Origin of the sequence: Bacillus sp. ISL-57, from assembly GCF_018613135.1 — a bacterium.
Classification (GTDB): Bacteria; Bacillota; Bacilli; order Bacillales; family DSM-1321; genus Peribacillus; species Peribacillus frigoritolerans.
The window spans coordinates 51,304-73,174 of the sequence record NZ_JAGGQV010000020.1; the positions used below are offsets into that span (position 1 = coordinate 51,304).

The 21,871-nt window shown below is 37.7% G+C and carries 21 protein-coding genes and 1 pseudogene; 3 read left to right on the forward strand and 19 right to left on the reverse strand.

The features are described 5' to 3' along the window. Window positions 1-323 precede the first annotated feature (323 nt). The 6 genes from J7I90_RS22625 to J7I90_RS22650 form a co-directional block, all read right to left on the reverse strand. A complete protein-coding gene (locus tag J7I90_RS22625) occupies window positions 324-1,226 on the reverse strand; it encodes an aldo/keto reductase (protein WP_214773855.1) in 903 nt (300 codons plus the stop codon). 272 nt (window positions 1,227-1,498) lie between these two features. Beyond that, complete coding sequence (locus J7I90_RS22630; protein WP_214773856.1) at window positions 1,499-1,825, reverse strand: PTS sugar transporter subunit IIA; 327 nt, start codon at window positions 1,823-1,825, stop codon at window positions 1,499-1,501. 24 nt (window positions 1,826-1,849) lie between these two features. Continuing rightward, complete coding sequence (locus J7I90_RS22635) at window positions 1,850-2,155, reverse strand: PTS sugar transporter subunit IIB (RefSeq protein ID WP_214773857.1); 306 nt, start codon at window positions 2,153-2,155, stop codon at window positions 1,850-1,852. Window positions 2,156-2,185: 30 nt separating this feature from the next. Continuing rightward, on the reverse strand, window positions 2,186-3,268 hold the full coding sequence (locus J7I90_RS22640; RefSeq protein WP_214773858.1) for a DUF871 domain-containing protein: 1,083 nt from the start codon (window positions 3,266-3,268) through the stop codon (window positions 2,186-2,188). Beyond that, window positions 3,265-3,561, reverse strand: a complete 297-nt coding sequence (locus tag J7I90_RS22645; protein WP_214773859.1) for a hypothetical protein — start codon at window positions 3,559-3,561, stop codon at window positions 3,265-3,267. The genes J7I90_RS22640 and J7I90_RS22645 overlap by 4 nt, the downstream gene beginning before the upstream one ends. Further along, the gene (locus J7I90_RS22650) at window positions 3,554-4,882 is read right to left on the reverse strand and encodes a PTS sugar transporter subunit IIC (protein WP_214773860.1); all 1,329 of its coding nucleotides are present in this window, start codon (window positions 4,880-4,882) and stop codon (window positions 3,554-3,556) included. The genes J7I90_RS22645 and J7I90_RS22650 overlap by 8 nt, the downstream gene beginning before the upstream one ends. 360 nt (window positions 4,883-5,242) lie before the next feature. On the opposite strand from J7I90_RS22650, the gene J7I90_RS22655 reads away from it, so the two are divergent. Beyond that, the gene (locus tag J7I90_RS22655) at window positions 5,243-5,515 is read left to right on the forward strand and encodes a ribbon-helix-helix domain-containing protein (RefSeq protein WP_214923774.1); all 273 of its coding nucleotides are present in this window, start codon (window positions 5,243-5,245) and stop codon (window positions 5,513-5,515) included. A 71-nt stretch (window positions 5,516-5,586) separates the two neighbouring features. On the opposite strand, the gene J7I90_RS22660 is transcribed toward J7I90_RS22655, so the two are convergent. From J7I90_RS22660 to J7I90_RS22695, 8 genes and pseudogenes are all read right to left on the reverse strand, one after another. Then, window positions 5,587-6,009 carry a VOC family protein gene (locus J7I90_RS22660; protein ID WP_214773862.1) on the reverse strand — a complete coding sequence of 141 codons (423 nt, stop codon included), beginning with the start codon at window positions 6,007-6,009 and terminating at the stop codon, window positions 5,587-5,589. A gap of 240 nt (window positions 6,010-6,249) precedes the next feature. Beyond that, entirely contained in the window at window positions 6,250-7,878 is a 1,629-nt protein-coding gene (gene abc-f / locus J7I90_RS22665) for a ribosomal protection-like ABC-F family protein (protein WP_214773863.1), read from the reverse strand. A 455-nt stretch (window positions 7,879-8,333) separates the two neighbouring features. Next, window positions 8,334-9,203: a cation diffusion facilitator family transporter gene (locus J7I90_RS22670; RefSeq protein ID WP_214773864.1), complete on the reverse strand. Its 870-nt coding sequence runs from the start codon at window positions 9,201-9,203 to the stop codon at window positions 8,334-8,336. 177 nt (window positions 9,204-9,380) lie between these two features. Further along, the gene (locus J7I90_RS22675) at window positions 9,381-10,409 is read right to left on the reverse strand and encodes a sensor histidine kinase (protein WP_214773865.1); all 1,029 of its coding nucleotides are present in this window, start codon (window positions 10,407-10,409) and stop codon (window positions 9,381-9,383) included. Further along, window positions 10,406-11,075 (reverse strand): annotated as a pseudogene (locus J7I90_RS22680) (response regulator transcription factor). The gene J7I90_RS22675 and the pseudogene J7I90_RS22680 overlap by 4 nt, the downstream one beginning before the upstream one ends. A gap of 18 nt (window positions 11,076-11,093) precedes the next feature. Then, a complete protein-coding gene (locus J7I90_RS22685; protein WP_214773866.1) occupies window positions 11,094-12,059 on the reverse strand; it encodes an alpha/beta fold hydrolase in 966 nt (321 codons plus the stop codon). Between the two features lie 160 nt (window positions 12,060-12,219). Beyond that, a complete protein-coding gene (locus J7I90_RS22690; RefSeq protein ID WP_214773867.1) occupies window positions 12,220-12,771 on the reverse strand; it encodes a dihydrofolate reductase family protein in 552 nt (183 codons plus the stop codon). 72 nt (window positions 12,772-12,843) lie between these two features. Next, window positions 12,844-13,719: an aminoglycoside 6-adenylyltransferase gene (locus J7I90_RS22695; RefSeq protein ID WP_251025429.1), complete on the reverse strand. Its 876-nt coding sequence runs from the start codon at window positions 13,717-13,719 to the stop codon at window positions 12,844-12,846. A 176-nt stretch (window positions 13,720-13,895) separates the two neighbouring features. Here J7I90_RS22695 and J7I90_RS22700 point away from each other — a divergent pair, with 176 nt between their 5' ends. After that, window positions 13,896-14,222: an antibiotic biosynthesis monooxygenase family protein gene (locus J7I90_RS22700; RefSeq protein WP_214773868.1), complete on the forward strand. Its 327-nt coding sequence runs from the start codon at window positions 13,896-13,898 to the stop codon at window positions 14,220-14,222. 539 nt (window positions 14,223-14,761) lie between these two features. Here J7I90_RS22700 and J7I90_RS22705 read toward each other — a convergent pair. Both J7I90_RS22705 and J7I90_RS22710 read right to left on the reverse strand, forming a co-directional pair. Then, complete coding sequence (locus J7I90_RS22705; protein WP_214773869.1) at window positions 14,762-15,319, reverse strand: GNAT family N-acetyltransferase; 558 nt, start codon at window positions 15,317-15,319, stop codon at window positions 14,762-14,764. A gap of 148 nt (window positions 15,320-15,467) precedes the next feature. Beyond that, entirely contained in the window at window positions 15,468-16,217 is a 750-nt protein-coding gene (locus J7I90_RS22710) for a class I SAM-dependent methyltransferase (RefSeq protein ID WP_214773870.1), read from the reverse strand. Window positions 16,218-16,650: 433 nt separating this feature from the next. Here J7I90_RS22710 and J7I90_RS22715 point away from each other — a divergent pair, with 433 nt between their 5' ends. Beyond that, complete coding sequence (locus J7I90_RS22715) at window positions 16,651-18,441, forward strand: laminin G domain-containing metallophosphoesterase family protein (protein WP_214773871.1); 1,791 nt, start codon at window positions 16,651-16,653, stop codon at window positions 18,439-18,441. A gap of 154 nt (window positions 18,442-18,595) precedes the next feature. Here J7I90_RS22715 and J7I90_RS22720 read toward each other — a convergent pair whose 3' ends face one another. The 3 genes from J7I90_RS22720 to J7I90_RS22730 all read right to left on the reverse strand — a co-directional run bounded on the left by J7I90_RS22720 (window position 18,596) and on the right by J7I90_RS22730 (window position 21,849). Next, a complete protein-coding gene (locus J7I90_RS22720) occupies window positions 18,596-19,492 on the reverse strand; it encodes a DMT family transporter (RefSeq protein WP_214773872.1) in 897 nt (298 codons plus the stop codon). Window positions 19,493-20,187: 695 nt separating this feature from the next. After that, window positions 20,188-21,012, reverse strand: coding sequence for an ABC transporter permease (locus tag J7I90_RS22725; protein WP_034313037.1), 825 nt, complete (start codon window positions 21,010-21,012; stop codon window positions 20,188-20,190). A gap of 21 nt (window positions 21,013-21,033) precedes the next feature. After that, the gene (locus J7I90_RS22730; RefSeq protein ID WP_214773873.1) at window positions 21,034-21,849 is read right to left on the reverse strand and encodes an ABC transporter ATP-binding protein; all 816 of its coding nucleotides are present in this window, start codon (window positions 21,847-21,849) and stop codon (window positions 21,034-21,036) included. Between the last annotated feature and the right edge of the window lie 22 nt (window positions 21,850-21,871).

Consider the following 21,871-nt stretch of genomic DNA (forward strand, 5'->3'; position numbering starts at 1 on the left):
ACATTGTGTTTTTTCTTTATATGCGTAAAAGCCTCATTATATTACTCATTAACCGACTTGATACTATTTTTAAATTAACAATAGATATAAAGAGACTATACATAGTCCTTATTTTAAGAGAATGAGTGTCAGTATTAACCCAGGTTTAATCGAAGAAGCTAAAATTATCGAATTATCAGAGAACGATAATTTTTTTTTAGAATATAAAGAAGCCTTTGCTCTAATGAGCAAAGGCTTCAGTATGTAGACAAACTGGAGTGGGGACCTCTTTACGGAGGTCCCCATTAATGAAGGCAAGTTTTTTTGTTCAAAGGTACAATTCATTACGGTATATCATATCCCATCGAGCTTGTTAATATGTTAAACCATTGCTCTTTTTCCATGCTTAAGTTTAGTGAATCAATGGCGCTGTCCAACCGTTCTTTCTTACCGGATCCAATGATTGGAATGATTTTTGCGGGATGCCTCAACAGCCAGGCATACATCACTTCATCTATTCCGTTAGCCCCGATTTCTTCTTTTACGGTTTCTAATGTTTTTCTTAAGCGGACAGCCTTTTCGTTCGATTCCTCAAAGATGCTGCCTCCTGCTAGCGGTGACCATGCCATAGGAGCAACGCCCTTTTCCTGACATAAGTTCAAGGTTCCGTCTTCGAAGTTTTCAAGATTATATGCCGAAAGCTCCAGCTGATTCGTCACAAGCGGATAGTCTAGATAAGATTGAAGCATATCCCATTGCGGTTTTTTGAAGTTCGATACCCCAAAGTTTCGGACCTTTCCTGATTCCTTTAATTGATTAAACGCCTCAGCCATATCCGCCGGGTCCATCAGGGGATCCGGACGATGAATAAGTAATAAATCAATATAATCCGTTTTAAGATTCATAAGGGATTGTTCAACAGACTTTATGATATGGGTTTTACTAGTATCGTAATGGTGACTTTTATGGGAAGGACGGTTTTCTGATTGAAGAACGATGCCACATTTCGTAACGATCTCCATTTTATCGCGTAATGAAGGCTTTAATGAAAGTGCGTTCCCAAAAATCTCCTCACACGTATAGCTTCCATATATATCGGCGTGATCATATGTAGTGACGCCCCGATCCATTCCGTGTTCAATAAGTGATAGGATATCCTCGGCAGAAAATCTCCAATCTGCCAATCTCCACATACCGTGTACAATGCGTGAAAGACTAAGATCTTCAGTTAGATTGACTCTTTGCATGTTTTTCTCCCCTTTTATAAAATGATTGCGCTTGCTAATTTGTTGTTTGTTTTTCTATCATGATACCCTTCGTTAATCAGTGACAGTATCTATTGCTACCGCCATGAACCTTAGTATAATTTAAATTTTCGGAGAATCCTAATATTGAGTGACCCTTATCTGCCATATTCATTTAACGTAGGTTCATGCAGGAGGATTTCTCCGCCTTCTCGTTGAAGTTCACACGTTATGTACATAAGAAAAAGGCTGCCGCAGCAACCTCCTGAATATTGTTAGTTCTTTTGTGTTTTCTTGTGTAATTCCACGATTTCTATCGCTAAATCTTTTGTTGTCATGGAAGTCATCAAGTGATCTTGAGCATGGATCAAGAGCATTGGAATATCGAATTTCTCACCATTCACTTCTTGTTGAATCAATGCGGTTTGGATTTTATGTGCAGCAACAAACTCATGTTCCGCTTCCTTTAATTTATCCTGGGCATCGCTTGATTTACCTTGTTTTTGCAAGGCGATGGCCTCCATTGCAGAACTGCGGGCATTCCCGCTATGGAGAATTAATTGAAATGATAATTCTGATAGATCCTCTTTTGTTTTCGTCATTTTACCACTCCTTTTGATAGTATGTTATTTTGAAATTAATTGGAGGGCCGTACGCAATACTTCCTTGCCATTACATGTTCCATAATGCATTGGATTTATCGTATCTACAGGTATTCCTTTTTCATTCCCTATTTTCTTTATATCATTAAGCTGATACCGAACTTGAGGGCCTAAAAGAATAACATCCACCTCATTTATATGGTTTCTTACTTCCATAGTGGGAACAGCCTGGATTTTCACGCTCAATCCTTCTTCCACCGCCGCTTTCTCCATCTTATTAACCAAAAGACTAGTGGACATACCTGCAGAACAGCATAATAAAATATTCATCATTATTCCTCCTTATAAATTAGGGTCATGTTATTTAATCAATCTAAATGTGCCCCATGGTTTAATATAATCCAGTAAAAAAAGTTCCTCTTTTACAACATGGGCGACTGCATTTTTACGTTCATCCAATGGCATGTCCCTTAAGATGACTTGAAGTTCGCCTTTGTATTTTCCAAAAGAATCATTGCCGATGAAAACGGCCCCTTTGCGCTGTGGGATACTTTCACGGACTGCAAAATCTTCATTTGCATATTTTTTTCGGACCTCCACTGAACGGACCATATACTCGCTGATATCACCACGGCGAAGGTGTAATTCATCCAGCACAACTTTTTGCTCAATTGGTGACGCATCCGAATGAAGTTCCACTTTCAACTCGATCAAGTCACGCTGTAAGGCCCCCAGCATTCTTAGTTCCTCTTCACTCGCGTAAGCATTCCCAATGATGACATCATCAATTAAACCCGTTGCCCATAGATGCTTGGCTTGTACATCAATTGAAAGTTCACGGTGCTGTTCTAATGTGCATAATCCATCATTTATACTCCATGGACCTATATCACCGGTTTGTGAAGTAACGAATGCAGCTGTACGAATGCCATGTTCTTTAAACCTTTTACTGCAGGAGATGAAGAAGTCATAAGGAAGACCTGTGAATTTTTGGGGATAGAAATTATGACAGCCAATGATTTGATTTTTATTCCCCTGATGCGTCAGAATGTTCGATAAATAATCGACATCATTACTCATATTCAATTCGATTTTCAATCCAAAAGGATTATATGTCATTTTAGCTTCTTTCAAGCCATCGAATCCAAGATCAAGACGAACGCCGTCAGCTCCCATTTCTGCGAAAAAACTTAAATCATCATAGCTAATATTAAACTTATCGAAAACAGCTGGAGCAACATCAAGTATGACTTCCATATGCAGCGCTTTCGCATAGGAAATAATATTTTTATATTCATCCATGACAATTTCATAAGGTTTTGAAACCGATAATAAACAGGTGAAAATTCGTTCAAAACCATAACTATGGGCAAGTTTAATATATTGCTTGTCTTTATCCGGTGTAGATTGTTCCGGATAAATTGAAATACCTAATCTTCTCATAAGCTATCATTCACTCCTTTTCTACTATCTTTCCATTGAGCCCGCTTAGTTTGTAATCCCATTAAATAGTCACGATAGCGGGAGGATACCATTACAGAACAAATAATCGTTGGTACAATGACTATCAAATAATAAGTCGATCCCATTGCGGTAAACAGAAAGATAGAAAAGCTAATGATTAAAATAGACAGGCCAACCGATTTCCAGGGTGTTAAACTTTCACCTAGCCGAGTACGGGAAAAAATGATTTGCGACCCGACAAATGATAGAATGGCGAATATTATTTCAAGCATATTTAATGCCCGCTTTCTTTTCTTCCGGTCCAGCTTCTATTTTATTTTCATCACGTAGATGCTGCTTCTCGAACATCTTGAAAAATGGAAAATAGATCATTAATGAGATGACAAAATTCAATAAAACGAGAACCCCGGCCATGATTGTCCAATTTGTACTGATGACAGCTGCAATTGGACTAAAGACCGTAAACGGCAGTTTAGCCATTATCATCGGTATTAACCCTAATTGAAAGAAGGTATAAGAAACGATGACATTTACCAAAGGGGCAACGATGAATGGAACCATTAAAATGGGGTTCATGACAATCGGCGCTCCAAAAATGATAGGTTCGTTAATATTAAAAATCCCTGGAACAAAGGACAGTTTACCCAGCTCTTTCAAATACTTAGATTTTGAAAATAAGAATAGTACAACAAGTGATAAAGTCGATCCCGCCCCGCCAATCCACACAAACCATTGAATGAATTGTTCGGTAAATAAATTGGGCAAATTCGCTGCATTACCCGTTCTTGCAAATGCATCCATATTTTCGAGAATCGCCGAATCCCACATTGGCCGTATGATCGGACCCAATATTGCCGGTCCATGAATACCCAGCGACCAAAAGAAAACGATGAGAAAGACTGTTAGCAAACCACCTATTAAACTATTACCAACCAATAAATTTTTGAGAGGTGACACCAAAGTAGTGATGATCGAGTTAATGTCAAAGCCCAAACCATAACGAATGCCCCAGAAAAGAAGGACCACGACCAATGTTGGAATCAGGGCTGCAAAGGAATTCGACACCATTGGCGGAACACTATCAGGTAATTTGATTTTTATATCGCGCTTAATGAGAAAATGATAAATTTCTACGGAGATCAAGGATGTTACGATTGCTCCGAATAATGAAGCTGCGCTTAAAGAGCTGATAGGTAACCAGCGACCCGCTTCTATTACTCCTGGAACGGACTCCATGACTTGGGTAGGCACAACACATGTAATCAGAAAAGCTAAGACTGATAGAAGGCCTGCACTGAGCTGATCTAATTTATAATGTCCTGCAAGCGCTGACCCCACCCCAAAAGCCGCATATAAAGCCATTGCTCCGACCGTAAACCGAAACGGAACATCCAAAGCGGCACGATAAGGCGCAATCCATTCGTCATACCCACTGATTGGAAAATTCAACAAAATAACAAAGAATGATCCAATGATCGTCAGTGGAAGTGTTGCCAGAACACCGTGCCTGATTGCCAGCAGATGTCTTTGTGAACCAATTTTGTTTGCGACTGGAAGCACTTTCATTTCGAGTATCCCCATAAAATTATTCAATAACTTTTCCCCCTTTTGATTAAAATTCTGAAAAAACAAACAATTGCAATAAATAAACATTATAACGTTATATTCATTATGTCAATATGTTTATTAAAAATATGGTTTGTGTTATAAACTTTGAAATCCAAGAATACATAGTGCAGTTATCTATCTTCATTTAGTAAAAGAGGTATAAACCCCCAAGAGCACAAAAAAAGAAAGCAGGAAATTGATCACTGTCAATTTCCTGCTTTCTTTATTGATATCACTTTTCAATTCCAAATTGAGGAGCCAAAATGAACCACAGGCAAACACTTTTCCTAACACTATATTTGTTTAACCTCAATGAAAGGTATATGATAGATTAAAAGACTGAAGGTGGAACGGCCTATCAATTCTGAAACGAGAAAACCAATAAACATTACCCTCAATCCATATTTGACTAATAGACTCACTAATTTGGCTGAAGAAAGAGGCATCCCCATCGAAAGACTGATGGATAAAGCGGTGGACTTGCTGCTTGAATACATGGAAGATAATGATACCGTTAATCAGGTGAAATACAGTAATAACGAAGCGATTGAAAAGAATAATGAATTGATTGCAAAAAGCAGAGAGTTCATCAATAAAAAACAAGCACATAACCCCTAGGTAAAATACTTGTTTCAAATTATTACCCATTCGCTTTCTTCTCCTTGATGACCTGCCAACGCAGGCATACATTATTCGTTCAAGTCCCACTGCGGATTCCAAACGACTTCCCAAAGGTGTCCATCAGGGTCTTGAAAGTGTGCAGAGTATCCTCCCCAGAAAGTGTCATGTGCCGGGTCGGCTATGATCGCCCCAGCATTTTTGGCTTTTTCCAGCACAATATTCACTTCTTCTTTACTTCCTACATTGTGACCAAGGGTAAATTCAGAAGGACTTGCCGGAGACAAAGGAACCTTGGCCTCATGAGCTATATCCTTTCGATTCCATATGGCAAGCTTCAGGCCTTCTTGCATGTCGAAAAAGGCAACGGCTCCTTGCTCAAATTCTTTGCCCACTATTCCTTCTGTTTGAAATCCCAGGCCCTCCCGATAAAATTGCAGCGATTTTTCCAAATCATCCACACCTAATGTAATGACAGTAATACGCGGTTTCATGATTGTCCCCCTCTTACTTACTTTCTCCTTCTAAATTTCATTTATTTTATCTAATTGAATGCCAACAAGAAAAGTCCCTCCCCATCAAGTTGGTTAATTTTAACATCACCCATCTTTTTTTTCATTATTTTTCACTAATCAACTTATTGGTATTTTAAAGTGTAAAATATCTCTCCACTTTAACCGCTCTTAATCCAAGAAAAGGCCCCTCTCGAGAGAAGGGCCTTTAATGGATTGCAATTATCCTTCAAGCTCTTTTTTCTGGTTCAAGAGTTGGAGATATACCCTATCCAATTCCGCTTTTTCCTCTTCCTTCACAACACTGGACAGTTTCCCAAGTGTCTCGACCATTTGCACTTCAATCATAAGAAGTTCAGCCTGTTTATCTTGATGATCATCCTTGCTTGTTGCCGTTTTAGTTGCTTCCTGATTGATGGCAATTACTCTCGAAGGTTCATTTTCAAATGAAAGTGAATGTGTTGCAAGCGATTGGATCAATGAACGATCATGAGTCACAAAAACGATCGTTCCTGGATATGCTTTTAACACTTCGGTTAAAGCCTCTTTAGTATGAATATCCAGGTAATTTGTAGGTTCATCCAAAACCAGTACATTATAGTTTCCCAAAAAAACTTTGGCTAGGGAAGCCCTGACTTTTTCCCCACCGCTTAAAAGTGATACTTGTTTGTGAACGTCATTTCCTTTAAAAGCTAATCGTGATAATAGTGTACGAATAAAGGCTTGATTGTAGGGACTGTCCTCCAATATATTTTCGAGAACCGTTTTATTTTCATTTAAATTTTCTTGTTGTTGGGCAAAAAATCCAATCTTTGCTGGCATCGCGACATATAAATCTGGGTGCCTTTCCACTATCTTTTTCAATAATGTCGTTTTTCCTGAACCATTTTGACCATTGATCGCGAGTCTGCAAGCTAAGGGGACATCTCCGAAAATATGTTGTTTCAGCACCCGTGACCCGACTTTCAGGGAACAGCCATTAAATCGAATGACCCTTTTGCTATGCAAAGATGGAAATTCTGAAATATCAAAGATGATGGGGGGATCTTCCCTCGGTTTTTCTTTTTTTGCTAATTTTTCGATTCGAGTTTCGATCGCTTCAGCAGAACGGTTCAATTTCGCCTTCTGTTTCCCGGAGCTCCGTTTATGCAGCCTTGCTTCTGAATTACCCATTCGTTTAGGGGCTTTCCTAATTGAATCGGATTTGGCTTGGAGGTTTTGTGCAGCCTGTTTCAACCGGTTCTTTTCGCGGGTATACTCTTCATATTGCTTATTTTCATTTTTTGTTTTTGCCTGCTTTTGTTCTATATACGCTTCGTAATTCCCTTCATATACCGTTACCTTGCCTTGCTCAACTTCCCATATTGTTGTACATAGATGATTCAAGAATGCTTTATCATGTGAAGTAAGCAAAATAGCGCCATTAAAAGATTTTAAATCCTTTTCCAATTGTTCAATTCCGGATATATCCAAATGGCTGGTAGGTTCATCCGCTATCAATACATCCGCATTGGAAGAAAGGGCTGCGGCGATTTTTCTTCGGGTTCGTTCACCGCCGCTTATGATTTCTTGATTCTCATCGGGCAGTTTCCATATGCTCGTTAATACCCCGCTTATTTCTTGTTCAGTTTCTTCCATCTGCGGGATATAGCTGACTGTTCCATAGCTCTCGATATGACCGGAATCGGGTTCCCTCACTCCCGCTAGTATAGAAAGCAGGGTCGTTTTACCCTCTCCATTCCTGCCAACCAAACCAACACGGTCATGACTGTAAAGATGAAGTGTATCAACAGAAAGAACTTCACGGCTTCCGTAGCTTTTCTTTAAATCATTCGCTTTTAAAAATAACATAAAAAAATCCCCCTCCATTTTTCTAGAGAGAGATCGCCTGTTACTAAATTAATATACATAAACCAAATATACCTCATCTGATTGGATATCAGAAAAAGTAGTTGTATATGAATTAGTACCTATAAACGAACAGACGAATCCCATCTCTAAACATAATCATTAAAAATCTCACATGGGTATCTAAAAAGATTCTTGTTCAAATGAAAAAATGAATTCACTTTACTTACCGATAAATTCGGTAAGCAAACAAAGTGACGGCTTATTTGCATTGAACATATCTAACCGATTACACCCATTGAAATTGATTCAAGATTTACTGTTTATTTGATAAGATTACTGCTTCATTTTATAAGGTACCTTTTCCTTCCAATGTAATGAATCAATGATTGCATATTATTCATATGTTTGTAAAGCAGATTTATACCTTTTTTGTTCATTCATAATGAAAGAGAGGGTTAATTGGGCTCTACATGGACATGAACATCATACACTCCATGTTCTTTCATCATCACTTTTTCTACATGAGTCGCTATATCATGTGCTTCTTTAATATCCAAGGTGGAATTGACAAGGATCACAACATCAATCACTTCATTGTTCCCGTAATTTCTTCCTTTAATTTCTTTTATCCCCTTGACTCCATCCACATTTGTAATTACATCCTTATATAGATGAATTTTATTTTCATCAAAACCGTCAGAAAGTTCATGCGAGGCTTGACTGAATATGTCCCAGGCTGTTTTGCATATTAATAATCCAACAATGATGGCAGTAAGGGGATCAAGCCAAGGCATGTTTAATTGGGAGCCGAAAATCCCTATAGCTGTTCCTATACTTACCCAAGCATCGGAAATATTATCTTTCGAAGCTGCCATAACGGCTTTACTGTTAATTTTCATAGCAAGCTTTTTATTATATCGGTATACAAAATACATGGCTATTGCTGATAAAACACCTACATACCCGGCAATAATGTCAGGTGATTCCTTTCCACCTTTAAGCATGGAAGCAACAGCATCTATCAATACTTGTACACCAACAGCAAACATGATGAATGAAGCTACCATTGATGCAATCGTTTCACTCTTCCAATGACCATAACCATGATCTTTATCGGGGGGTCTTTGAGCTAGCCTTAAACCGATCAGTACGGCAATTGACGCGATAATATCAGTCGTGTTGTTCAACCCATCCGCTTTTAAAGCCGCTGAGTCGCTTATGTATCCGATAGCCAGCTTCATGATTGATAGACAAATATAAGCAATAATACTGATGATTGCACCACGTTCGCCTAATTTGAGGTCATTATATTTTTGTTCTTCCATTCAACTTCCCCCCACAATTAAGTACCTGAATATAATATCAACTTAAAAATGGGTGGGTCTATAGCAACCTTTTTGTATCTCTTTATATAAGTAAGTGATAGGTAACTATGTTGCATAAGGCAAACTGTCTGAAAAGAATGATATTGATGAGTCCCTGATTAAAATCCCCAGATGTCATCACCGCAAAATAACTTCATTCAAATGAGATTCATATGCATTTTCGACTGTAAAACTAAATAAAGTTCCGCTTTCATTGGATTCCAAATTATATTTTATATGTAGTGTCTTATCTATATCCTCAATTATTTTTAAGCCAAGTCCCTTACTTTTACTTTCGATATCAAAACCAATTCCATTATCCTTGATACTGACCACATTATTTTCAATGGTTATCACAAGTTTATCAGCCTTCGAATGGTTTAAGACATTTTGGAAGACGTTATCGAATAACCTTTGCAGCCACAAGTCATTACTCATCCATTCCAACTCTCCAATTAAAGGATGATATATTAATTCAATACCATGCATGTTATACAAATAGCCCCATTTTTTAACCATCATTTCTAATAAAGCCTGCATATTCACTTTATCATTCAAGATATAGGAATTATCGAGCGTATCTGTGGATTGAATATTATATTCATTTGTTAATTCGGAAATATAATTTATTTGTTGATATAGTGATTGTAATAGTGGAGCTTGTTCCGTATATTGGCCTTCTAAATAAAATAATTGTAATCTTACTGCTGTTAAAGGTGTATTGATGTCATGCCTTAATTTATTCAAGAGTTCCTTTTTCATTTCCTCTTGTTGCTTTAGTTCCAATTCCCGATAGGTCGTTCTTTCAATTAGTAAGTTCACCGATTCAGTTAATTCCCCAATTTCATCTTTGCTATTAACCTCTAACTTATTCGGAATCTCCTCATCACTAGCTAAATTCCTGATGGTTTCATTCAATATATTTATTTTATTCAATAGCGAGTTAATAGATTTGGAAAATAAGAAGGCTAACAATAATAGTGATAAAATGAATACTCCCAGCATTGTAGGATATGCAAAAGATTCATGAAAAGGAATGTCACTATTATTGGATTTAAAGGCCATATCATAAATTAGTGACATAAGGATACTGATCATCAGCAATATAAATGGCACGCTTATAACGGCAATAAATAACAATAGCCGGTATTTTTTCTTTAACTTCATTTCTTTATATAGGTATTCAATCTATACCCTTCTCCATATATATTTTGGATGATTTCACCTGTGTTATCATTGATTTTAGTTCTAACTTTTTTTATATGTACATTCATGATATTTTGATTCCTATCTTCGAGCTGCCATAAATATTCAAAGAAATGTTCTTTCGTTAAAATCCGATCCCTATTTTCATATAAATAGAAAAAAATTTTACGCTCTATCGCAGTAAAAACCACTTCATTATGCAAGTCATTATTGAATACCTTCTTATGTTCGGCATCAATATATAAATGTTTGATTTGTGCGAAAGTACCATATTGATTTTCCAGCAACTTCTCCATTCTTAGTAATAGCTCCCTGGGATCAAAAGGCTTAGTCATATAATCCTCACCAATTTTCAAACCTTGAAGTTTGCTATCCATATCATTTCGGGCAGATAGAAAAATGACTGGAATATTCAATCCTAGACTTTTTAGTTTCTTTAATTTGATAGCCATCATCTCCTGGCAGCATAACGTCCATAATGACTAAATCGATATCATGGATGATATCGATAATATCTTTTCCTTCTTTCACCCAACGTACATTGTATTCTTCGCGTTGCAAAATTTTTTTCAGTAAATCACCAATCATCCAATCATCTTCAACAATTAAAATATTATATCTTTTCATCACATAGCCTTTCTTTATTCATTTGATAAATTCCATGGAAAGATCATATATTTCATCGGGCGCGTATAAATAAATGCTGTGCGTCCCTTTCAGTTTTATTACATCCGCTTTTATTAGTTTTTCTGCAAAAACCTCATAATCTTCGTTTTTTTGTTTTGTATATTTTGAATTTTCATTTTCATCGGCTATCGCATCTAAAAATAAAATGGGTGTATCTTTTGGTATTGGCAAGTTAACTGATTTTTCACCATTATTGTAACTCTGTAAAAGTTCTTGCTCCATATCATCATTAAAAAACTGTTTATAAGATAGTGTTTTATACATTTCCTTCTCATGGTCAGTCAAAAATGATTGCCGGATCACTTCGGGATTATAAACAGCAGAAGGTACAAGACGGTGCAAACCCATTTTCGTTAAAAGATTCACTCCTCTTACTGTCAATGAATCAATCATGCCCATTTTATGAGTCACATATTGGTGCGGTAAACCAATATCCAAAGCAATAAATCCCTTTACTTCACTAGGGTATTTTTGTGCCCAGTAAATAGCCTCAATACCTGATATCGAGTGTGGAACCAAAATATAAGGAGGTTTATTTCCACTTTCCATTAACGATTTCCTGCTTTGTTCCAATATTGTATCGATATCCCTATCATCATGAAAAACATCACTGTATCCATATCCAGCTCTTTCAATGACTGCAATCTTATTTTCTTTTGCAAACTTACTATATAATCCTTTCAATTCATAAACAGGAGCAGCAATTCCGGAACCGGACATAAAAACGTAAGTATCCTCACCGCTGCCTTCCGTATATACATTAATTTCTTTTTCATTAAAATCAACGGGTGTTCCTTCACTAATTAATGATGATTCCTTTCCCTTTTGATAATTATGGTAAATAAAAACAGCTATCGTTACAAATAAGATGATAGCAAAGAAGGTAAAAAATATATTCTTTGATACTTTTACTATTTTTCTCATATAGAAAACTCCTTTCAAGTTATACTGAAAGGATATATGTTAAAAATAAATTTCTAATAAATTTTCTTTGTATATTTTCACTAAGAAAAGTTTAACTTTCAATGTCCAATGAATTTCATTAGGAAAAGGCCGCGCCAAAGCAGCCCTAACTACCATATTCCTACGCATAAATAATATTATATGTGGGTTTAAGCACTCCGTTTGGATATTGTTTCATTTCAACTAAATCCAATTTTAGACTTGGCTTAAGACTGCCGAAAAGAGGGATGCCTTCTCCGATTATGACTGGATTCACTTTTAGCACCAATTGATCAATGAGTTTATGTTTCAATAACGTTCCAGCCAACTCTCCGCCCCCGCAAAGCCATAGCTTTCCGTCACTTTGCCGCTTGAGGTTTTCAATAAACGCAACGGCGTCACCTTCGATAAGTTCTACCTCCTCATTCGATTCAAACTGAAGGGAGTTCGAAAATATATAATGTTTCAAACCCTTATAACCTGGTTCACCCGGTTTGGCTCCGAATTGAAATCCAAATTCATATGTTTTACTACCCATCAACACCGCTTCATAATGCTGAATATCGGATAAAAAGTCCGGGACATGCTCTCCTTCAAATAAGAAAAAAGAATGATTGATATCCCCTTCCAACATTGCTTGGTCGGCAATGAAATTATCCAGTGAAACTGCTACATGATATACCAATTCTGCCACTTAGCATCCCTCCAAAATTGATTACACATTTTACGCGAACAAAGAGTATGCCATAACCGATTGTAAAAGGTATCAGATAGCCATATCGATTATTCTTTTGATATGGTCTTCATTTGTTTCGACACCCAATTGAGTACATAAGCATTCATTTAGTCTGAGGAATTCCGGAATCATACGTCTCAGCATCTTAATAATTTCATTTGAATTACGGCCACAATCCCAACTTTCCAACAGGAATAATTGCTTTCCAGCTAATTTACTTCTACTGCCCTCGATTTTTGTCCATGCTCCATAGGGGACATCCATATGCTCTTCCATTTCCATATACCAACCAGACACAATCAGCCAACGTATCCTATCAAGATTGGACAGTGCATATAACATTTCTCTTCTCATAACGGCCCTGTAGGTTTCATGGACAAAAGCAAGCAGCTTTCCTCTCCAATGCTCAACTTCATCGGGTGTAGGTTTATACACTTTCTTTGCCGATTCCTTAATAACAGGACTGATAATATTAATAGGATCATAGATTACTTCTACCTCTTTTAACCAGATGGAGGGAACAATTTCATCAGGTGCATGATACCAGCTATCCACTTTCACAAAGGTATTATAATGGGTGACGACATACGGTGAATGAGGATTGCAGTCTTCGTGAAATGAAACATCTCCCCAATTATTGGCTCGATCCCTTTTTCCCTTTAAAAATTCTGCTTTACGTTTTGGAATTACAATGGTGTGCAAATCTATATCGGAGTAGTGATCATCGTTTCCTTTTGCTATTGAACCAGCTATGTAAATAGCCAAAACATCAGGATCTGCCGTTAAATCTTTTAATGCTTTTTCCAAAATAATATCGCGTTGTTTCGGTAAAAATGCATCTCTTTCTATATGTTTGCTAACGAATCCCGCACACAAGACCATCTCCTTTTTTTGTAAAGCCGTCAAAGTAATATATATTCGTTAATTAGAATAAAATCCCTTTAGCAGTATCCCGTTTCATATATATACTGCTTCTCACCGCATTGTTTTCTTTGCTGAGTACCCGCTTTACCAGGCATCTATCCAAACATTTTCCGATATGATATTATTTTGAATATTAAGTTAAAAGGAGGCGTCATTTCATGTTTTTTGCAAATACCCCCGAACCGCCCTATTACGCTTGCATTTTCACTTCCCAAAGAAGCGATAAGGATGCCGCAAGCTATAATTCAACCGCTGAATTCATGGATGAACTTGCCGCTCAACAAGATGGTTATTTAGGAATCGAAAGCGTGAGAGATCAAAACGGGTTAGGAATTACCGTATCCTATTGGAAGTCCTTGGATGCCATAAAGCTTTGGAAGGAAAATGCCGCTCACAAAAAGGCACAAGAAAAAGGTATGAAAGATTGGTACTCGTCATACACTACCCGAATTTGTAAGGTTGAAAAAGATCATACAAGCAAATAATGACTAGTTTTAAAAACGTTCTAACCGCAAGTGACTTTGGAATCTGCCAGTTACTCTCCAGGAGTAAGGGTAAATATCATTAATCTAATAAGTGTTTCATAAAACAGTAAAAACCCATAATGGAAACGAGTTTTAAACATGGTTTGGGATGAACAGCCTAAATTGTAAAATAACTCTAGTTGATTGGAATGGAAGGGTACGAGACTCCTGCGGGAAAAGCGAGGCCAAGGGAGACCCCACAGGCGCAAAGAGCGCCGAGGAGGCTCCCGGACCACCCGCGGAAAGCGAGTGCCTGGAATGGAAATCAACGTTCAAATTTACAAACCCTTAAAAAGTGAAAGTGTTTTTTTATGGGTGAAATTCATAAATTTTAGTTCTAGTTTTCCATTGAGTTGTCTTCAGCATGAGACCTCTAAAACCCCAATTGGTAACCATCCCCGCAGTAAAATCGTAAAAGGGCTTCGCGATGAGTGCATTCCGAAATCCACTTTTTGTCGACAAACAGGGACGCTTCTTAAATGATCTTCACAATGAATTAATTAAAAGGAAATGCCGTTAAGATCTTCTTTTATGAGTGAATACATGTATAAATCATCGAATTTGCCACGGGTATATTCATAATGCCTAAGAAGTCCTTCTCTTCTAAATCCTTGTTTTTCCACTAGTTTTTGGGATGGGTGATTATCAGGTTCAATTAAAGCTTCAATCCTTTCCAGGTGAAAGTGGCGATAACCATACATAACAACGGCTTCCAATGTTTCACTCGCAATGCCTTTTCCCCAATGGTCTTTACTTAATTCATATCCAATTTCAGCACGATGGTGTTTGGTTACCATATTCAGAAAACCACAACTTCCTATAACCTTACCGGAATCTTTTAATGTAATTCCCCATCTAATTCCCGAACCTTTTTCGAATATAGATTCATACCACTTAATTTCATCCCATACATCATTTACTGTCTCGAATGGGTCTAACCCCATTGGCTTCACCACATCTGTATCAGATAGATATTTGAACATGTCACCCGCATCTTCCAGTGTTACTTCCCTTAATATCAATCGTTTGGTTTCAATGACCGGAAATACCTTCTCCATTCAATTTCCCTCCTCCAAACTCCCATTTCCATATTTAACTATTTAATCATTGCCTAATTAAAGTCGATAATCAACGCTTCAATTGCATAGAAAATTATGATGGTAAATAAAAAGGCGTCCCTACTTTCGTAGAAACGCCTTTTTTCGTTTACTTCATTATTTTCGGTTCCTTTACTGCTGAGATCATTAAAAACATGGGCCTTCGATTTTCATCTTTCATTTCAGTAACACTTTTTAACATGTCATCAGAAGGCATCGGTTCCTTTACTGCCTTTATGCTGAAACCAGCACCAATCAAGTCATTCATATATGTTGAAATCGTTCGATGATACTTTACTACGTTTTCGGTTAAGAAGGTTGTTTCTCTCACACCTTCGTACTGATAGTTGTCAACTGGCCAATGCAGATGATTGCCGTGATCATCGTCATACCAAGCTTGTTCGTTGCGAGAAGTAAAGATTGGATGTTCAACCGAGAAAACAAAAGTGCCTCCAGGCTTTAAACAATCATGGACCTTTTTGCAGATTGCCTCATATGACTCAATGTAATGAAAAGCCAATGAACTGATAACCACATCAAATTCAGAGCCGGGAAAATCGATATTTTCAATCGGCATTTTCATATAAGAAATACAAGGGTCATCCGTTTTTTCACGTGCTCTTTGAAGCATATTGTCGGAAATATCCACACCAATGACGGAACTTGCCTGTTGCTCTCGGGCAAATCGGCAATGCCAGCCGAAACCGCAGCCCAAATCAAGTACCGTTTTATTACGCAGATTTGGCATTAGCTCCTTTAATACATGCCATTCTCCGGCAGCTTCGAGCCCTTTCACTGATCGCGGCATTTGCTCATACGCAGAAAAGAAATTTGCATCATCATATTTGTTTTGTTTCATAACTCATACATCTCCTATAATTCAAGATAGCCTCCTAAGATTAATACCACATCTATTACAGGAGGCTACCTATCTCCTTCTCACCATTTTTTTCACCTCATTATCTTGATGGATCACTGTCCTAATACTAACACATTGCTTGTCTTCCTACCCTCCCACCTAAAGAACAAAATACTTCAAATTAGTTGTTATCCTTGATTTCAAATCGTAGGCATTAGGCCTTATCTCCTATTGTCTTTTTTAGTAATAAGTCTTTTTTACTCATCCTTAATAAGTTATCGAGAAGATAAGCAAACTATACCTTATTGCAGCTTATACGGAATCTCCCCTACCTAGGCTTATTCCTCAAAAATTACCCAGGTAGTAAGAAAAGAATACATGTTTAACCATTATTCTTAATTTGCTTAGTCTAATTTAAAGGGGTGAATATTTTATGAGAATGAAAAAAGCATTTATAGGTCTCTCACTCTTATGTATGATTGTTCCTGGTATTGCCAAGTCAGCCGATTCTTTAAATTCCGTTGCTGATGATCGGAGCAGTATCGTTGCAAATTGGAAATTCACAAAACAACATGTTAAAAGCGGTTCAATCGATAAAGGTAATTTAATTATTGAAGATACAACCAAACAAGGAAATGATTTAGAGTTAGTGACGATAGGAGACCCTGCATCACCCGAATTAAAAAATATGTTGAGATGGTCTAAAGAAGATTATTATGCTCAAGATAAAGTTAATAGCTTGAAATTCGCCAATTACGAAAACGCCCCTGCAGGAAGATATTTTAAAACCAAAAAGGATGCACCTATCAATTTGGAGAATTTCGATAGGGGGTTTACCATTGAAGCGGTATTTAAGATGCCAATGAAACCCAAAAGTGACATGGGGCTTTTTTCAAGACAAGGACAGGCGGCAGATCTTAATAAAATGGAAGGTGAGAAAAAAATCCTTTCTGCTTTATCTATATCCAGTGATCAAAAATTGCACTGGACAAGCCATCCATCTAATTTAAACTATAATGTAAGCAATTGGTCTCGATCTTTAAATGCTGGTGAATGGTACCATTTGGCAGTCGTTAATGATGGTAGCACGACGACTCTAACTTTAAATGGCGTTAGTGATTATGGAGAATCAGAAAGGGTCATAGGTATTGCAGCATTAAAAGGTAAAGGCTGGAATATCGGTGCAACAGAGTGGGGAAATAAGTTGGATGCGCTTTTCGCAGGTAATATCCAGGAAATACGAATTGCCAATAAGGCATTAACTGAAAAAGAATGGCTAGTACAGGATGCTCGTGATGATGAACCATTTGAAGGATCAAACAAGTCCTTCCCCATTCTAACGAATAAGAAGAATTATAATTTCCTCTTTATTCCAGATACCCAGAAATATTCAAGCCAAAATCCTGAGATTTTCAATAGCCAAATGAACTGGATATCCAATAACACCAAGAAGAACAATATTATCATGAATACATTTGTTGGGGACATTGTCGATAGTGATTCAGAAAAACAATGGCAGAATTCACTCAGAGCCATTTCCCTTTTGGATAAAAAGGAAATTCCATATATGATGGCGGCTGGGAATCATGACTATGCTGCCGGAGATCCTTTTTTAACACATTATGGGCCACAGCGTTTTATGAATAAAAAATACTATAAGGGGTCAGCTCCCTCTGGGTATAGCTCATATGCAATCGCTAAGGCAGGGAGTTATGAATACTTAGTTTTAATCGTGGATATGAAAAACCTCCATAAGGACTTGGAATGGTCAAAAAAAGTTCTGGAACGGCATAAAGATAAACCGACAATCCTCGTCTCTCATGATATTATTTTTCCGAAAGTTAAAGATGATAAAACCATTGCCGCCGATTCGTCCAATGGCCGGCTGATATGGAATGAACTAGTAAAGAACCATAATCAAGTGTTCATGACGGTTAATGGACATTTTTATGGGATAGCGCATCGGGTAAAACAAAACTCAGCAGGAAATGATGTCATTCAAATGCTGGTCAATTACCAAACGAATTATCGAGGGGGAAATGGCTGGCTAAGACTTGTAGAATTTGATGAAAAGAAAAATGTATTATTATTCCGTACTTATTCCCCATATGTCGATGGAATGACTAGGAAAGAAAAGTCCTATATTGATTATAAATTTTTAACAGGTGAAAATAATTCATTTAAATTGAATTGGGACTTTAAACATAGATTTAATTTCAGGTAAGGAACAGGGCGGAATAATCCAATTCCCCAGGTGTATTTGATTAACCTCATCAACCTGGGTGAATTCCTTTAATGGGGCTGCCCTCCTATGTTGGGTCGTCCAGGACGGATAGACGTCCATTCGTGATGATCCGGGATGCTGCTTTTTTTCTAGTTCATGCTGCTTTTTTCACCATTGATTTATACTTTCCGAAACCATTAACGACAAGGACCCCCAATATCGCAATACTGCCGCCAATGACTGAAAGGGTACTAGGTACTTCCTGAAGCCAAACCCAAGCGACGAAAATGGCAATTACAGGTTCTATGTACAACAAACTAGAAACGGAACTGGCTTTTCCTAATGATAAAGCGATTGCCCAAGTTACATAACCGATGGCCGCAGGGAAAATACCAACAAAAATCGCAGATAAATGACCTTCCAAAGTTGCATGTTGAATTTCTTGAAATAGCCCAGGAAAAAATATAAAAAAGGGTATTGTACCAATCCATGTGAAGTATGCTGTCAATTCAATCGGATTATAACGGCTAAACAGTGGCTTTTGGAAAACAAAAAACACCGCAGAAGCAATAGCTGACATCAATACTAAAAAAGCTCCTTCAGAAATATTCAGGGAAGGTCCTGCGGTACCTAATGTTATTAAGGTGATCCCTGTGAATCCAATTCCTAAACCAATCCATCCGTATAGTCCGAGGCGTTCTTTTAAAACGAACGCAGCAATGATCGCGATGAAGACAGGTGCCGAACCGATCAGCATTCCTGCCGTACCCGCCGAAACCGTTTGTTCACCGAATGTCACCCCGATATGGTAAATACTAATGCCAATAAATGCAAGAATCGAAATCCTCAACAAATCCTCTTTTTTCGGGAGTCGAAATTTCACCCCAGGCCAGAGAGCATAAAGGATAAAAACCCCTGATGCTATAAGATAACGAACAAGTACCAAATGACCGGCTGAATATCCGCCATGCAAGCTTGCACGAATAGCAGCGAATGTAGAGCCCCAAATAATAACTGTAATAGATGCCAATAAAAATGCCTTTGTGTTCAAAACCTATTCCTCCCAACCATTCCCTATAAACTGAAGGTATCATGGATACGTGAGAACTTCAATAAATTTTCTATCACGCTGTGAAGTATCACAGTAAAATAAAAGTTAAAACAAAGTTGATTGGAGCGGGTGTGCGAGACTCTTGCGGGAAAAGCGTGTCCAGGCGAGACTTTGCAGGCACAAAGGCTCCGAAGGGCGGACCGCATGGGAAAAGGGGGTGCCTGGAGGCAACGTTCAAAATGTACAACCATAAAAACTGCTGAATTTTTCAACAAGACAAGATTACCCTTAATGTTTTTTCACTGAAATCCTTATTGATTTAAGAAATATGCGACACTCCTGCCGAATTACTGGCTAGCCGAGACACCTCAGACGCTTGCGTCGAGGAGGCTTGGCAGACAGTCGGCGGAAAGGGAACGGATTTCTGAAATCAACTGGAACGTTTTTTAATAAAAAAACCGCAGACAAACCCGATTTCCATTGGGATTGACTACAGTTTAGTTGATTGGAATGGAAGGTACGAGACTCCTGCGGGAGAAGCGAGGCCAAGGGAGACCCCACAGGCGCAAAGAGCGCCGAGGAGGCTCCCGGACCGCCCGCGGAAAGCGAGTGCCTGGAATGGAAATCAACGTTCAAACCGCAGACAAACTTGATTTTCATTGAGTTTGGCTACAGTCTGCATAATTAATTTTTGATTAACTATTTTCTGGTTTCCAAGATGAAAAACGTCTTTCAATAATGCCTAATAATGAAGTAAGAATGATTCCCGTAATCGTTATGACCAACACGCCAACAAACATGCGATCTGTTTGTAGATTTTGACCATTGCTTGTCAATTGGTATCCGATACCAGCTGTCGAAGCGAATAATTCACCTACAACCACTGCAATTAATCCTTGACCTATACCTAAGCGAATACCGTTTAAAAGGAATGGTACAGTCGAAGGCAATGCAATGGTTTTAAAAATTTGAAATTCACTTGCACTAAATGTCCTGGCTGCTTTTATTAAGTTTTGATCTAATGTTAACATAGCCTTTTGAGCGCTCATCACTATTGGAAAGAAGGCCATCAAAAATACGATAACTATTTTGGATGCTGGTCCTATTCCGAATGCGATGATGATCACTGGTAATAGGGCGACTTTAGGAGTTACATATAGTCCTGAAATGAAAGGGTTAACCACTGCATTAAAGGTAGAGTTCCAACCTGATAACACACCTATTGGGATTCCAATAAGTATGGCTAAAACAAAGCCTGAAACAAATTCGTAACCACTTACCTTCATATTTTCCCAAAAGGAAACTTCTTGGACCATTAAAACTGCCGCTTGTGCAATTTCAATTGGTGAGCTTATGAACAATGGATTTATCCATTCATTTTGAGAGGCAGTTTCCCAAAGCAACAGGAATAGTAAAACAGAAGCAACACTGATAAAAAATGACTTTTTTTCTTTTTTCATTTTCTTCGCCTTTTTTATCTTTTGCTTTGATTGTGTAAGTTCTATCGTACCCTTCGTCATAATGTTCTCCTTTCACATTAATTATTTCTCTTTATTATCGAAACCTTGTTTAGAAGACTCCTGTTCAATAATGGACCAAATATGATCTACAAACTCTAAAAATTCCGGGCTGCGTTTCACATGGAGATCTCTTGGTCTAGGTATATCAACATCAACAACCTCCACTACACGTCCTGGTCTTGCCCCAAAAACAAAAACTCTATCAGCTAAAAATACCGCTTCATCAATTTGGTGTGTAATGAAAAGACTTGTCTTTTTTGTCTCATCCCATATTCTAAGTAACTCACCTTGCATAAATTCCCTAGTTTGTGCGTCCAATGCCGAAAATGGTTCATCCAATAATATTAATGATGGGTTTACCGTTAATGCCCGAGCCAAGTTTACCCGTTGCTGCATCCCCCCTGACAATTCATGTGGATAATGATTTTCATAACCTTTTAAACCGACCATTTCAATAAATTCTTTGGCCTCTTTCTTTTTCTCTGCGGTTATTTGCTTTAACAGTTCAACTCCATAAAGAACATTTTCCAAAACAGTTCTCCAAGGTAAAAGACTCGGGTTTTGAAAAACCATTGCCCTGTCCTTGCCGGGACCATCAATTTTTTGCTGATCTAATAGAATTTCTCCCTTACTTGGCTTTAGCAATCCAACTACAGTATTTAAAAAAGTGGTTTTTCCACAGCCGCTCGGCCCAACAATACATATAAATTCACCATCTTTAATGTTTAAATTTATATTCTGCAGGGCCATCACTTCTGCACCAGTTTTGTTATTTACGTAAGTAACGTCTAAAAAACGAGTAGATAATTTAAAGTTTTCCAGTTGTGCATTTTCCATCTTACCTATCATCTCCTTTCCA

Coding starts and splice junctions, on each gene's coding strand:
- J7I90_RS22625 (WP_214773855.1), bottom strand. CDS start 1,226: ATGCAAAGAGTCAATCTAACTGAAGATCTTAGTCTTTCACGCATTGTA.
- J7I90_RS22630 (WP_214773856.1), bottom strand. CDS start 1,825: ATGACGAAAACAAAAGAGGATCTATCAGAATTATCATTTCAATTAATT.
- J7I90_RS22635 (WP_214773857.1), bottom strand. CDS start 2,155: ATGAATATTTTATTATGCTGTTCTGCAGGTATGTCCACTAGTCTTTTG.
- J7I90_RS22640 (WP_214773858.1), bottom strand. CDS start 3,268: ATGAGAAGATTAGGTATTTCAATTTATCCGGAACAATCTACACCGGAT.
- J7I90_RS22645 (WP_214773859.1), bottom strand. CDS start 3,561: ATGCTTGAAATAATATTCGCCATTCTATCATTTGTCGGGTCGCAAATC.
- J7I90_RS22660 (WP_214773862.1), bottom strand. CDS start 6,009: ATGAAACCGCGTATTACTGTCATTACATTAGGTGTGGATGATTTGGAA.
- abc-f (WP_214773863.1), bottom strand. CDS start 7,878: ATGTTATTTTTAAAAGCGAATGATTTAAAGAAAAGCTACGGAAGCCGT.
- J7I90_RS22670 (WP_214773864.1), bottom strand. CDS start 9,203: ATGGAAGAACAAAAATATAATGACCTCAAATTAGGCGAACGTGGTGCA.
- J7I90_RS22675 (WP_214773865.1), bottom strand. CDS start 10,409: ATGAAGTTAAAGAAAAAATACCGGCTATTGTTATTTATTGCCGTTATA.
- J7I90_RS22685 (WP_214773866.1), bottom strand. CDS start 12,059: ATGAGAAAAATAGTAAAAGTATCAAAGAATATATTTTTTACCTTCTTT.
- J7I90_RS22700 (WP_214773868.1), top strand. CDS start 13,896: ATGTTTTTTGCAAATACCCCCGAACCGCCCTATTACGCTTGCATTTTC.
- J7I90_RS22705 (WP_214773869.1), bottom strand. CDS start 15,319: ATGGAGAAGGTATTTCCGGTCATTGAAACCAAACGATTGATATTAAGG.
- J7I90_RS22710 (WP_214773870.1), bottom strand. CDS start 16,217: ATGAAACAAAACAAATATGATGATGCAAATTTCTTTTCTGCGTATGAG.
- J7I90_RS22715 (WP_214773871.1), top strand. CDS start 16,651: ATGAGAATGAAAAAAGCATTTATAGGTCTCTCACTCTTATGTATGATT.
- J7I90_RS22725 (WP_034313037.1), bottom strand. CDS start 21,012: ATGACGAAGGGTACGATAGAACTTACACAATCAAAGCAAAAGATAAAA.
- J7I90_RS22730 (WP_214773873.1), bottom strand. CDS start 21,849: ATGGAAAATGCACAACTGGAAAACTTTAAATTATCTACTCGTTTTTTA.